This window comes from Actinomycetospora sp. CA-084318 (assembly GCF_050955885.1).
In the GTDB taxonomy this organism is placed as follows: Bacteria; Actinomycetota; Actinomycetes; order Mycobacteriales; family Pseudonocardiaceae; genus Actinomycetospora.
Genome location: NZ_CP192098.1, coordinates 2,282,872 through 2,294,996 on the forward strand (window position 1 = coordinate 2,282,872; position 12,125 = coordinate 2,294,996).

Consider the following 12,125-nt stretch of genomic DNA (forward strand, 5'->3'; position numbering starts at 1 on the left):
CGAGCCGCGGTCGGGGGGAGACACGATGGAGAGCAGTGCTGCGCGCGGTCGGAGATGCCGATGAGCATCGACCTGGCGCCGTCCGACCTCGGCGTGCTCGGTGCACCGCTGGGTGCAGGAGCCGAGGCGGTCGTGATCGAGGCGCCGTCTCTGCGCCTCGGCGACGTCACCGGGGAGCTCGTCTACAAGGAGTACGCCCGGCCGCGCACTCCGGACCCGGTCTCGGCCGACATCGTCGCGGCCCGGCTCGCCCTGCCGATCTCGCTCCGCCACCGGCTCGACGCCTCCACGGCGTGGCCGATCCGTCGGGTGGTCGAGGGCGACGAGCTGCGTGGTGTGCTCCTGCCCCGGGTCCCGGCCGCCTTCGTCCGGACCATGACCCTGCCGAGTGGGACGACGAGCACCGACGTCCGTGACGCGCAGGGCCTGATGAGCCCGGAGCCGCACGGCCCCAACGCACTCGGGCTCGCCGTCGCGCCAGGGGACGAGGACCGACTGCGGATCTGCCGTGACCTCGCGGGCATCCTCCAGCTCCTCCACCTGGACATGGGCCTCGCCTACGGCGACCTCAGCGCCCGCAACGTGCTGGTGCGGTTCGAGGGACGTCCCCGGGCGCTCCTGCTCGACTGCGACGCCGTGCGGCCGCTCCCGTCGGCGCTCCCGCCGCTGCACACGCCCGACTGGAACCCGCCGGAGAGCGGCCCGGCCACGCCGGCCGCCGACGTCTACAAGTTCGGCCTCTTCGTTCTGCGGGTGCTGACCCCTCGCGACTGGAGCTCGGTCAACCGGGACCCGTCGTGGGCCGTCGACGCCCTGTCCGCCGAGGGCCTCGACCTGCTCCGGGGGTCGCTGCACGACGACCCGGCCGGGCGGCCCTGTGCCGCCGACTGGTTCGTGCACCTCTCGCGGGTACTCGGCGAGGCGATCGAACCCCCGCGATTCGGCGGGTGCGGACTCGGCTCGACCCTCGTCGCTCCGGGCGACACCACCGCGGTCCTCTGGCATCTCGACCGGGCCGCCGACGTCACCGTGACCGCCGGCGGACGGGTGCTGGGCCGCGTGCACGCCCGGCCGGGTCCGGGGCGCCTGGACGTCGCCCCCTCGATCTCGGGTGTCCTGCGATTGCGCGCCGAGAACGGCGTCGGTCACGACGACCGGGTCGCGGGCGCCGTCACCGTCATGACCTCCTGGCCGTCGAGTGAGCTCCCGGTTCCGATTCCCGCTCTCGCGACCCCGGCCCTGCCCGAGCCGTGCGCGACCCCGCTCGTCGGCCTGCCTCCTGCGATCTACGGATCGATGGGCACGGCGTTCCCGTCCGTGCAGACCTTCTCGGTCGAGCCGAGCCCCGTGCCCGGTGTCCCGACCCTGCCCGAGGTGCCCTGGTTCCTCGCCGACCCGACCGCCCTCCCACACCGCACACCGACCCGCCGCGGAGCCTCTCGATGACCCCGTCCCTGTTCCTCGCCCGCATCGCCGGTGCGCGCACCGACGTCCTGGCGCGGACCCCCTCCGACACCGCGAAGTTCGCGACGACGGGCGGGGTCATCCTCTCGACGGCCCTCGTCGGCGCGGCCTCGGCCTACTTCGCCCTGACGACGGCCGTCGGCTTCGGGCCCGTGGTCGCCCTGGTGGTGGCGCTCGCCTGGGGCGTCATCGTGCTCAACCTCGACCGCATGCTGGTGGTCAGCATGCGACGGGGCGACGGCTTCGTCCGGACGGCGACCGGCGTGCTCGTCCGGCTGCTGCTCGCGGCCGTCATCGGCACCGTCATCTCCACCCCGATGACGCTGCAGATCTTCAAGCCCGAGATCGACGGCGAACTCGTCGTCATGCAGAACGAGCAGCGGCAGCAGTCGCGGGCCGAGATCGACCGGACCTTCGCCCAGCGTGCACCGCTCGAGGCGAAGATCGCCCAGCTCGAGGCGGTGGCGTCGGGTCGCGAGCGCGCCTCGGCGGCCGCCGACCCCGACGTCATCAGCCGGCAGCGGGCGTTCGACGCCGCGCAGGCCGCGTACGAGCAGGCCGAGCAGGCCGCCATCTGCGAGACCCAGGGGATCGGCTGCCCCGGCGGGTCCGGGACGCCCGGCATCGGCGCGCTCCAGAAGCAGAAGCAGGCGTTCGCGGACGGGAAGAAGGCCGAGCGCGACGCGGTCCGGCGCGACCTGGACGCGGCCACCGCGCGCGCCGAGGCCCGCATCGACGCCTCCGGCCCGCAGCTCCAGCAGCAGGCCCGCGACCAGCTCCCCGCCGCGCAGGCCGAGCTCGCCGCCCTCACCGGGGAGCAGGCCCGCTTCGAGGCCTCGGCCGCGGACGCCGCGGAGAACGGCGGCGGCCTCCTGGCCCGACTGGAGGCCCTGAGCCGCCTCTCCGCCGGCAATGGCACGATGCAGCTCGCGCACCTGGCGGTCTTCCTGTTGTTCTTCCTGATCGAGCTGCTGCCGGTGATCGTCAAGGTCCTCGCGCTGACCAGCCGTGAGACGACCTACGACACCATCCTCGCCCGCGAGGACGTCGACGTCCTCGCCGACGACGAGGACGAGCGGCAGCGCGACGACGACACCCGACGGCGGGTGCGGGACGCGATCGAGGCCGATCGCGCCGACCGCATGATCGAGGCGGGCAAGGACGCGACGGCCCACATCATGGAGACCCACCGAGCCGTGAGCCGGCGTGCCGTCGACGTCTGGGCACACGTCGCGATGGCGCGCTCGGACGAGCAGCTGCGGGCCTGGTACGCGGCGCAGAGCAGCGGCCCGTTCCCGCTGGGGCCCGCAGCTCCCGAGCAGGACGCCCCCGTCGTCATCGACGCCGCGCCGGACGACGAGGCCGTGACCCGCCCGATCCCGCTGTCCGCACTCCAGACCCTCGAGATCCCGATCCAGGCGACGGCGTCCGCGCGACCCGTCGTCCGGAACTGACCTTCCACCTCGAAAGGAACAGCCGTGTCCGTTCCCGCCGGCGCCAAGATCCTGCCGTTCTACCTCGTCGTCGACGTCTCCTACTCCATGCTCGGGCCGAAGCTGGACTCGGCGAACGAGGTCATGCCCGCCGTCCGTGACGCCTTGGCGAAGAACCCGATCCTGGCCGACAAGGTCAGGTTCTCGGTCATCGATTTCGGCGACGAGGCGCGGGTGCGACTGCCGCTCTGCGACCCGCTCACCGTCGGGACCCTCCCGACGATGAACGTGCGCGGGATGACCTCCTACGCCAGCGCGTTCTGGGAGCTGCGCACCGCGATCGAGACCGACGTGAAACAGCTGAAGGCGGACGGTCTACAGGTCCACCGGCCCGCGGTCTTCTTCCTGTCCGACGGGCTGCCGACCGATCACGACGACGTCTGGCGTCAGGCGTTCGCCGACCTCACGCAGACCTTCCGCGAATGGCCGAACGTCATCCCCTGCGGCGTCGACCAGGCCGACCCCGCGGTGATGCAGGAGCTGATCCACCCGGCCACCGGACCCAAGAAGATGCAGATGTACATGATGGAGCGGGGCGCCGATGCCGGTCAGGCCATCAACGCGGTCACCGAGATCCTGATCTCGAGCGTGATCGCCTCGGGTGCCAGCCTCGCACGCGGCGAGAAGGGGATCGTCCTCCCGGACCAGGCCCAGCTCCCGCCCGGCATCGTCACCTACTCCGCCGAGGACGACGACTTCCTGTGAGCGCCGAGGAGGACACCGTTTCCTTCGCGCTGCCGGAGGTGTCGTGGGCCGGCTCCGTCACTCCGTTCACCGTCGGCGCGCCGGGCCAGGCAGCGGGCGTAGTCGTGAGCACCCCGGACCGGTTGTTCCCGGAGCACCACGACACCGTGTTCGGGGAGTCGTCCCTGGGCCCCGTGCAGGTGCGCGGAGCGAGCGTGCGCGGACTCGCCCACCGGCACGCCGGGATCGTGCGGCAGGACGACTACTGCGTCCGCTGGACCGACGACGACCGCCACCTCGTCATCGCCGTGACCGACGGGGTCTCGGCGGGCCGGTTCTCGCACGAGGCGGCCGGCGTCGCGGCCCGTCAGAGCTGTGAGGTCGTGGCTGGGTGGCTGCGGTCGTGCGCGCCGGAGGAGATCCTCTGGGACCACGTGCTCAAGGTCGTCGGTGATGCGGTCGTGACGCGTGGTCGCGGCCTGCTCAGGCGCCGCGGCGAGGACGTGGAGTCGCTGAGCACGCTCGAACTGGCGGGATGGCTCTCGACGACGTTGATCGTCGCCGTGATGGACCTCGAGTCCGACGACGAGGGCCGACTTGCGGTGACAGTCCTCCGGGTCGGGGACTCGACGGCATGGGTCCGGGGGGTCGACGGAGGCTGGTCCAGCCCGTTCGCCGTGAAGAACGAGGGAGAGCAGATCGCCTCCTCGGCGACGTCGGCGCTGCCGCATGTGACGGGGTTCGAGACAGCCGCGGTGATGCTCGTCGACGGCGAGGTTCTCGCCCTGATGACCGACGGTGTCGGCGATCCCCTCGGCGACGGGCACGGCGAGGTCGGGGCCTTCCTCGCCGGAGCCTGGGCGCAGCCACCGTCCGGGTTGGCCTTCGCCGCCCAGGTCGACTTCGCCCGGAAGAGCTTCGACGACGATCGCACCGTCGTCGCCGTCTGGCCGGGGTCACCGAACGAGAGGGGAACCCCCGGGCCGTCGACCTCGATGGAGTGAGCACCCTCGTCGTGTCCGATACGGTCTGCGAGGGTCGAGCCATGGGGGAGAACGGGCAGGACCGACAGATCGACCGGAACTTCGTCGACCACTGGGCCGCGCGATACCCGATGGGCTCCGAGGAAGTTGCGCTTTTCGGCGAGGTCAGGCGCGGGGTGGCCGGTCGGGGGCACTACGAGCGGGTGGATTTCCTTCGCGCGGGCACGTGGAAGTCGGCCCGCCCGAAGCCCTACCTGGAGTCCAACAGCGACGACGACATCCGTGACCTGACGAGGCTTGCCTTCGTGGCACCGGAACGGCTCGGTTATCGCATCCTCGATCTGCTGTCCGGAGTGAACGTCCGGATGGCCAGTGCCCTGCTGACCGTATGGGCGCCCGACCGGTTCACTGTCATCGATTTCCGGGCGTTGGAAACGCTGCGTGCGCGCAGCGAACTATCCGGGCCGGACCCCACCTACCCCGAGTACCTCGCGCTGTGCCGCACCATCGCTGCTCGGGTCGGGACGGACCTCCGCACTCTCGACCGCGCCCTGTGGACATGGTCCCGGGAGGAGGGCAAGGCGAAGCCGCCGGACGATACGGAGCCGATCGGCTGAGGCAGTCGCCGCTCACGGTCCGCCGAGCCGTTCCGACGACACCGCAACCGAGTCCGATGGACTCGGTTGCGGTCTGGTGGTTCGTGCTAAGCCCGCTCCAGCAGCACGTCGACAGCGATGGCGCCGGACGTCCCGACGACGAGCGGGTTCACCTCCAGCTCCTGCAGCCCGGCGATGTCGGCGGCCTCGCTGATCCGCACGATCGCATCGACGGCGGCATCGACGTCAGCCGCCGGTGCACCACGGTGACCGGCGAGCAGGGGCCGGCAGCGCAGGGAGTCGAGCAGCGCCCGCGCGGTCTCGGCGCTCACCGGAGCCAGAGCGTGGGCCAGGTCCTGATGGAGCTCCGTCTCGGTGCCGCCACGTCCGACGGTGAGCACCGGAGGCCAGCCGTCGCGCCCACCGTCGACGGAGACGAGCAGTTCGACGCCGGGCGGAACCATCTCCTGCACGAGCACCGCCTCCGCGCCCGGCACATGCTCGAGCAGGGCCGCCGCCGCCTCCTCGGCACGAACCTCGTCGACACCCAGCCGCACCGCCCCCGCCTCGGTCTTGTGCTCGAGCCCCGGAGCGACCGCCTTCAGCGCGGCAGTCCCACCCACCGCGGCGGCGGCCTCGGGCGCCTCGGCGGCCGACGACACCAGCGCCGACCGCGGCACGGCGACACCCAGCGAGGAGAGCAGGGCCCACGCGTCGTCGGGACAGGACACAGCGGCGGCCGACGCGGCCGGGGGAGCGGCCGCCGCTGCGACGGCCGCCAGCACCCGGGTGGCGACGGCGATCGACGAGAACACCGGCACGCCGGCCTCGCGCAGGACGGCCCGGCCCCCCACGGTCGCGTCCTCGCCCGCCATCCACACGACGACGACTGGAGGCGAGTCGGCGGGCGAGTCCGCGACGGTCGCGGCAAGGTCGACCGCCAGCGCGCGGGCGGTCTCGCCGACCAGCATCGTCAGGATGACCATCACGGCGTCGACCGCGGGGTCGTCGCGCACGAGGGCGCAGACCTCCCCGAACGCCCCGCCGCCGTCGTTGAACAGCTGCGCGGTGACGTCGACGGGGTTGGCGACGGAGCCGAAGGCGGGGACGCGCCGGGCGAGCTTCTCGCGGGTCGGCTCGGCCAGCTCCGGGACGGCGAGCCCCACGTCGACACAGCGGTCGACGGCGAGGATTCCAGCCCCACCGGAGCTCGTGACGGCGGCGACGCGCGGGCCGCGCGGGCGGGTCTGGGTCCGCAGCAGGGTGGCGGCGGCGAGGAGCTCCTCGACGTCGTCGACGAGGACCACCCCGTGCTCGCGGGAGACCAGGTCGAAGGCGGTGCTCTCGGGCAGCATCGCCCCGGTGTGCGAGAGCGCGGCGCGACGTCCGGTCTCGCTGCGGCCGCTGCGCAGCACGACGAGGGCCGTGCCCGCGGCGCGGGCCTCGGCGGCGAGGCGGACGTACTCGGCGGGCCGGGGGATCGCCTCGGCGTAGACGGCGAGCACCTGCACGTCGGGATCGGTGACCAGGACCCGGGCGACCTCGGTGACGTCGACGTCGACCTGGTTGCCGGTGCTCACCCAGGCGGTGAGGTCGAGCCCGCGGGAGGCGGCCACGTCGAGGACTGCTCCGCCGATCGCCCCGCTCTGCCCGACGTAGGCGATGCCGCTGCTGCCCTGCAGCGCGCGCTCCCCGGCGGCGGTGAAGGTGGCGAAGAGTCGGCTGCGGGCGACGTAGAGCCCCTGGCAGTTGGGACCGATCACCCGGACGCCCGCCCGGCGGGCGGCCTCGGCGAGTTCGGCCTGCGCGGCGATCCCGTCGCCGCCGACCTCGGCGAAACCGGAGGCGAACACGACGACGGCGGCGGCTCCGACCGCGCCCGCCTCCTCGACCGTGGCGATCGCGCGCTCGGCGGGCACCAGGGCGAGCACGAGGTCGACGGGACCGGGCACGTCGGCGAGGCGGGGGTAGCAGGGCAGGCCGCCGAGCTCGTCGTACCGGGGGTTGACCGGCAGCACCCGACCCGCGAAGCCGCGGTCGCGGAGCCAGTCGAGCGGGCGCGCCATCGGGTGGCCCGCGCGGCCGGAGGCGCCGACCAGGGCGACCGAGCGGGGGTTCAGGATGCGCTGCCAGTCGTCCCGGACCGGCTCCCGGGGACCTCGCTCCACCACGGACCTCCTCCGCGACCACACGACGACGCGGACCGCACCGTAGGCCGGAGACCGATCGACCGACAACGATGCACACGGTTTCGTATCCCACTGTCGGAGGACGGGACCTCGCTAGGCTGGTGCGCATGGGCGGGGCCGCACCGGACACCGCGCGGCGGGTCACGACCGTCGCGCGGGTGATCGACGAGCTGCGGACCATGCTGCGCACCCGGGAGCTCGTGCCCGGTCAGCAGGTGCGGCAGGAGTCGCTCGCCGCCCGCCTCGGGGTCAGTCGCATCCCGGTGCGCGAGGCGCTGAAGTCGCTCGAGGCGGAGGGCGTGCTGCGCCACGAGCCGCACGTCGGCTACACCGTCGCCCGGCTCTCGGCCGACGAACTCGCGCAGGTCTACCTCATGCGCCGCGCCCTCGAGACCGAGGTCCTGCGGGCCCTGCCGCGGCTGCGACCCGACCAGATCGCCGAGTTGACCAGCCTGAACGAGGCCATCGTCGCCGACGTCGACCGCACCGACGTGGCCGCGATCGTCGCCGGGAACCGCGCCTTCCACTTCACGATGTTCGGGTACTCCGGACTCGACCTCGTGGTCGCCGAGATCGACCGGCTCTGGACCCGCAGCGAGCCCTACCGGACCGTGCACCTCTACGACGCGGCCGGCCGCAAGCGGGTCGTCCGCGAGCACCGCAGGATGATCACCGCGCTGCGCCGCAGCGACGTCGAGGGCCTCGTCGAGCTGATGAACGCGCACCGCGACATCACCGTCGCCGACCTCCACGCGGCGCTGGGGCGGCCGTCCTCGTAGCGGCGGATTGCATCCAATCCGTCCTGGACTTCGGCGGTGTGACCCACCTAACCTCGCCTCCCGGGTGAGACGCCGCGCCGACGCGGTGGCCCGGGGAGGCCGACCATGACCACGGAGCGACCCCTGGCGGGCCCGGCCGTCGACGCCCCGCCCGAGTACACGTCCGGCGAGCGGCGCCGAATCCTCGGCGCCGCCTGTCTCGGCTGGGGCATGGAGTACTTCGACTTCATGCTGCCGACGCTCCTGGCGCCGCTGATCATGGCGCACTTCGGCGTGTCGGCCGGGGTCTTCAGCGTCGCGATCGTCGGGCAGCTCATCGGCTCCGCGGTGGGCGGGCTGGTGTTCGGCTGGCTCGGTGACCGCTACGGCCGCCGCCGCACCCTGATCTGGTCGATCCTGATCTACTCGATCGCCACCGGGCTCGTGTTCTTCGCGCCGAACTTCGCGGTCTTCGTCGTCCTGCGCATCATCACCGGGATCGGCACGGGCGGGGAGTGGGCCGTCGGGTTCGCCTGGCTCAACGAGGCGTGGTCGCCGAAGCGCCGCGGACTCGGCGGCGGCCTGGTGCAGTCGTCGCTCTGGCCCGCCTACGCGCTGGCGATCCTCGTGTCGCAGCTCGTGCCCGACTGGCGCTACGCCTTCCTCGTCGGCGTCCTCCCCGCCCTGGCCTGCGTCTGGATCCGCTACGCCTGCCGGGAGTCGCGGCAGTGGGAGGAGCTGCAGGCCCGCAAGGCCTCCGGCCGGCTCTCCGCGGACCTCGCCCGCACCGCCGCCCGCTCGCCCTGGCGCCAGCTCGTCGCCCGCGACAGCCTGCCCTTCGTCGGGCTCGGCCTGCTCGTCGCCTTCGGTGGGCAGTGGGTGCCCTACACGGCGACGACCTGGATGCCCTCGCTGCTCAAGACCGACCTCGGCTTCTCCACCGGGGACGCGAGCACCGTCCTCTACATCGCGTCGGCCATCTCGTTCGTCGGCTTCATCCTCGCCGGCTGGCTCTCGGACCTGCTCGGACGACGCCGGGTGTTCGTCGCCTTCGCCGGGCTCCAGACGATCGTGTTCGCGGTGATGCTGACGATCGCCGTCGGCGGGGGAGCACTCGGCAGCTTCGTCTGGCTCTACCTGCTCTCCAGCCTCTTCCTCGGCTACTTCGGCATCTTCGGGGTCTGGTTCGGCGAGCTCTTCCCGACCCGCATCCGGTCGCTCGGCTCGGCGGCCGCCTACAACATCGGCCGCGGACTCTCGGGCATCGGCACGCTCATCGGTGGCATCGTCGCCACCACGTCCGGCTACGGCATCGCGGTCGGGATCGCGGTGTTCGGCGCCGCGATCGTCACGATCGCGGCCCTGTTCCTGCGCGACCGGTCCGGTCGCGCCATCACGGCGGAGGAGTGACGGTGGAACCCCAGTACGAGGCGATGTGGCCCCTGGCGCCGCGGGTGACCGGCGACGTCACCGAGCACGAGCGGCCCGCGGAGCTCGCCGGTGCGCGGGTGGCCTACCTGTGGGACGAGCTCTTCCGCGGCCCCGAGATGTTCGAGGTGATCTCCGAGGTCGCCCGCGAACGGCACGGCGACGTGGCGTTCGTCGGGTGGGAGGAGTTCGGCAACTTCCACGCGTCGGCCGCGGAGGAGCGCCGCGTCCTGGAGGCCCTGCCCGAGCTGCTGCGCTCGCACCGTGTCGACCTCGTGGTCGCCGCGGTGGGTGCTTGAGGCTCCTGCATGCCTGCCGTGATGCGGGCAGCGGCCACCGCCGAGCGCGCCGGGGTCCCGGCCGTGGCGATCGGCGGAGCGGGGTTCGAGGGCATGGGACGCGCGATCGGGCGCTCCCTCGGCGTGCCCCACGTCCCGATCGTCAGCTACCCCGGCGTGATCCTCACCGACGACACCGTCACCTTCCGGACGAAGATGCGGGAGCAGGTGGCACCCGCCGTCGTCGACGCGTTGGTGGCGGGGTCGGCAGCTTCGGACCAGGCTCTTCCCGACGTCGAGCCGTCCCCGACCGACGTCGTCGTCCGCGGCGACCTCGACGCGGTCACCGAGCACTTCGAGGCGCGCGGCTGGACCGACGGCCTCCCGATCGTCCCGCCGACCCCCGAGCGGGTCGCGGCGTTCCTCGCCCACACCCGACGCGATCCCGACGAGGTGCTCGGCGTCCTCGCACCGGAGCAGCGGCAGGCGACGGTGCGCAGCGTCGCGGTCACCGGGGTGATGGCGGGGTGCCGCCCGGAGTACATGGGCGTCCTCGTCGCCGTGGTCGAGTGCCTCGCCGACCCGGTCTGGCGGGTGCAGGACGCCGGGTCCACCCCCGGGTGGGAGCCCCTCGTGGTGCTCTCCGGCCCGGTCGTCGAGCGGCTCGACCTGAACAGCGGCACCGGCGCGCTGCGGGTGGGCCGCCGGGCCAACACGTCGATCGGCCGCTTCACGCGGCTCTACCTCCGCAACCTCGCCGGTCTGCGGATCCCGCCCGAGCACACCGACCAGGGCGCGATCGCGTCGACCTTCCACGTGGCGCTCGCCGAGAACGACGACGCCGTGCGCGGGCTCGGCTGGCCGTCGTTCCGCGCCGACCGCGGGTTCGCCGACGACGACTCGGTGGTGACCGTGCAGAGCGTCGTCACCGTGAGCGCCCCGATCTACTCCGGCGGCGAGACCGTGCGCGACCACCTCGACGCCCTCACCCGCGGGATGGCCGACGCCATCGGGCCGTGGGCGTACACCGGGCTGGAGTTCGGCGCCTTCCACCCGCTGCTCGTCCTCGGTCCCGCGGTGGCGGCCGCGCTCGCCCGGGGCGGGGTGGACAAGGCGGCGATCCGCGCGCACCTCGGGGAGCACCTGCTCGTCTCGGCGTCGGCGCTGCAGCGGTGCGCGTGGAACGTCGGGTCGACGAGCTTCGACCTCGACGCGATGGCGGCGTCCGGGGAGCTCGACGCCCGGTACGGGGGCACGGAACCCGACCGGGTCGTCCCCATGCTCGCCCGGCCCGACGACCTCGGGATCGTGCTGGCCGGCAACGAGAGCCGCAACCAGTCCCGCGGCTTCGTCCAGAACCACGTCCAGGGAGTGCCCGTGAGCCATCGGATCGAGGACCCTTCATGACCTGGGACGTCGCCGTGGTGGGCGCCGGGATCGCCGGGCTGACCGCCGCCCGCACCTGCGCCGAACAGGGACTGAGCACCGTCGCGTACGACATGCTCGCGCCCGGCGGACGCCTGATCTCCCTCGGCGCGGTGTCAGCCTGGCCCGGCGGGGTGCCGCAGGGGCCCGAGTTCGCGGGCGCCCTCCTCGACGAGGCCATGGGCGCCGGCGTCGAGATCGCCTACGGCGAGGTCACCGGGCTCACGCCGGGCCGGCCCGTGTCGCTGGAGACCCTGGACGGCCCGGCCACGGCGCGCGCGGTCGTCGTCGCGACGGGCCTCGCCCCCGACGAGGCCGCGCTGCCGGACGCCCAGGCGTGGGTGGGCCGGGGCCTGTCGGAGTGCGCGTCGTGCGACGGCCCCCTCTACGCGGGGAAGAAGGTCGTCGTCCTCGGGGGCGATGAGTGGGCGGCGGCCGAGGCGCTCGAGCTCGCGGGCGTCGCGGCGCACGTGACGGTGGTGGCCGCGCGCGTGTCGTGGTCGGCCGCCGCCGAGCGGGCCGTGTCGGCATCCGCGACCGTCGAGGTGCGCCGCGACGTCACCGCCACCGCGCTCGAGGGGGCGTCGGCGCTGACCGCGGTGCGGCTCGACGACGGCAGCGCGGTCGAGGCCGCCGGGGTGTTCCTCGCCGAGGTCACCCGTCCGCGCCGCGCGCTGTTCGACGCGGCCGGCGGCGACCCGCACGTGCTGCTCGCGGGCGACGTCGCCCGCACCGGCGGGACCCCCACCCTGCTCGAGGCCGCCGCCGACGGTCGTCGGGCCGGCCTCGCCGTCATCGACCTGCTCGCCGCCGAGCATTGAGGAGAT

General features: G+C 73.3%; 11 protein-coding genes. 10 read left to right on the top strand and 1 reads right to left on the bottom strand.

Translation table 11 applies throughout. The annotated features are described in order from the left end of the window. The first annotated feature begins 60 nt into the window (after positions 1 to 60). The 5 genes from ACQPYX_RS11180 to ACQPYX_RS11200 all read left to right on the top strand — a co-directional run bounded on the left by ACQPYX_RS11180 (position 61) and on the right by ACQPYX_RS11200 (position 5,241). Entirely contained in the window at positions 61 to 1,446 is a 1,386-nt protein-coding gene (locus ACQPYX_RS11180; RefSeq protein WP_433802978.1) for a hypothetical protein, read from the top strand. Beyond that, complete coding sequence (locus tag ACQPYX_RS11185) at positions 1,443 to 2,918, top strand: DUF4407 domain-containing protein (protein WP_433802979.1); 1,476 nt, start codon at positions 1,443 to 1,445, stop codon at positions 2,916 to 2,918. The genes ACQPYX_RS11180 and ACQPYX_RS11185 overlap by 4 nt, the downstream gene beginning before the upstream one ends. A 24-nt stretch (positions 2,919 to 2,942) precedes the next feature. After that, positions 2,943 to 3,662 carry a vWA domain-containing protein gene (locus ACQPYX_RS11190; protein WP_433802980.1) on the top strand — a complete coding sequence of 240 codons (720 nt, stop codon included), beginning with the start codon at positions 2,943 to 2,945 and terminating at the stop codon, positions 3,660 to 3,662. 104 nt (positions 3,663 to 3,766) lie between these two features. Then, the gene (locus ACQPYX_RS11195) at positions 3,767 to 4,645 is read left to right on the top strand and encodes a protein phosphatase 2C domain-containing protein (RefSeq protein WP_433802981.1); all 879 of its coding nucleotides are present in this window, start codon (positions 3,767 to 3,769) and stop codon (positions 4,643 to 4,645) included. Beyond that, the gene (locus tag ACQPYX_RS11200) at positions 4,642 to 5,241 is read left to right on the top strand and encodes a hypothetical protein (RefSeq protein WP_433802982.1); all 600 of its coding nucleotides are present in this window, start codon (positions 4,642 to 4,644) and stop codon (positions 5,239 to 5,241) included. Before ACQPYX_RS11195 ends, ACQPYX_RS11200 begins: the two co-directional genes overlap by 4 nt. Before the next feature lie 86 nt (positions 5,242 to 5,327). On the opposite strand, the gene ACQPYX_RS11205 is transcribed toward ACQPYX_RS11200, so the two are convergent. Next, a complete protein-coding gene (locus ACQPYX_RS11205) occupies positions 5,328 to 7,388 on the bottom strand; it encodes an acetate--CoA ligase family protein (protein WP_433802983.1) in 2,061 nt (686 codons plus the stop codon). A 128-nt stretch (positions 7,389 to 7,516) separates the two neighbouring features. Here ACQPYX_RS11205 and ACQPYX_RS11210 point away from each other — a divergent pair, with 128 nt between their 5' ends. The 5 genes from ACQPYX_RS11210 (at position 7,517) to ACQPYX_RS11230 (ending at position 12,119) form a co-directional block, all read left to right on the top strand. Then, positions 7,517 to 8,188: a GntR family transcriptional regulator gene (locus tag ACQPYX_RS11210; RefSeq protein WP_433802984.1), complete on the top strand. Its 672-nt coding sequence runs from the start codon at positions 7,517 to 7,519 to the stop codon at positions 8,186 to 8,188. 105 nt (positions 8,189 to 8,293) lie between these two features. Continuing rightward, entirely contained in the window at positions 8,294 to 9,577 is a 1,284-nt protein-coding gene (locus ACQPYX_RS11215) for an MFS transporter (RefSeq protein WP_433802985.1), read from the top strand. 2 nt (positions 9,578 to 9,579) lie between these two features. Further along, the gene (locus ACQPYX_RS11220) at positions 9,580 to 9,894 is read left to right on the top strand and encodes a UGSC family (seleno)protein (RefSeq protein ID WP_433802986.1); all 315 of its coding nucleotides are present in this window, start codon (positions 9,580 to 9,582) and stop codon (positions 9,892 to 9,894) included. A 9-nt stretch (positions 9,895 to 9,903) separates the two neighbouring features. Beyond that, positions 9,904 to 11,280, top strand: a complete 1,377-nt coding sequence (locus ACQPYX_RS11225; protein ID WP_433802987.1) for a UGSC family (seleno)protein — start codon at positions 9,904 to 9,906, stop codon at positions 11,278 to 11,280. Continuing rightward, a complete protein-coding gene (locus tag ACQPYX_RS11230) occupies positions 11,277 to 12,119 on the top strand; it encodes an NAD(P)/FAD-dependent oxidoreductase (RefSeq protein ID WP_433802988.1) in 843 nt (280 codons plus the stop codon). The genes ACQPYX_RS11225 and ACQPYX_RS11230 overlap by 4 nt, the downstream gene beginning before the upstream one ends. The last annotated feature ends 6 nt before the right edge of the window (positions 12,120 to 12,125 follow it).

Bases quoted from the DNA above. Each gene is read 5' to 3' on its own strand.
- ACQPYX_RS11185 (WP_433802979.1), top strand. From the start codon at position 1,443: ATGACCCCGTCCCTGTTCCTCGCCCGCATCGCCGGTGCGCGCACCGAC.
- ACQPYX_RS11210 (WP_433802984.1), top strand. From the start codon at position 7,517: ATGGGCGGGGCCGCACCGGACACCGCGCGGCGGGTCACGACCGTCGCG.
- ACQPYX_RS11225 (WP_433802987.1), top strand. From the start codon at position 9,904: ATGCCTGCCGTGATGCGGGCAGCGGCCACCGCCGAGCGCGCCGGGGTC.
- ACQPYX_RS11230 (WP_433802988.1), top strand. From the start codon at position 11,277: ATGACCTGGGACGTCGCCGTGGTGGGCGCCGGGATCGCCGGGCTGACC.
- ACQPYX_RS11180 (WP_433802978.1), top strand. From the start codon at position 61: ATGAGCATCGACCTGGCGCCGTCCGACCTCGGCGTGCTCGGTGCACCG.
- ACQPYX_RS11215 (WP_433802985.1), top strand. From the start codon at position 8,294: ATGACCACGGAGCGACCCCTGGCGGGCCCGGCCGTCGACGCCCCGCCC.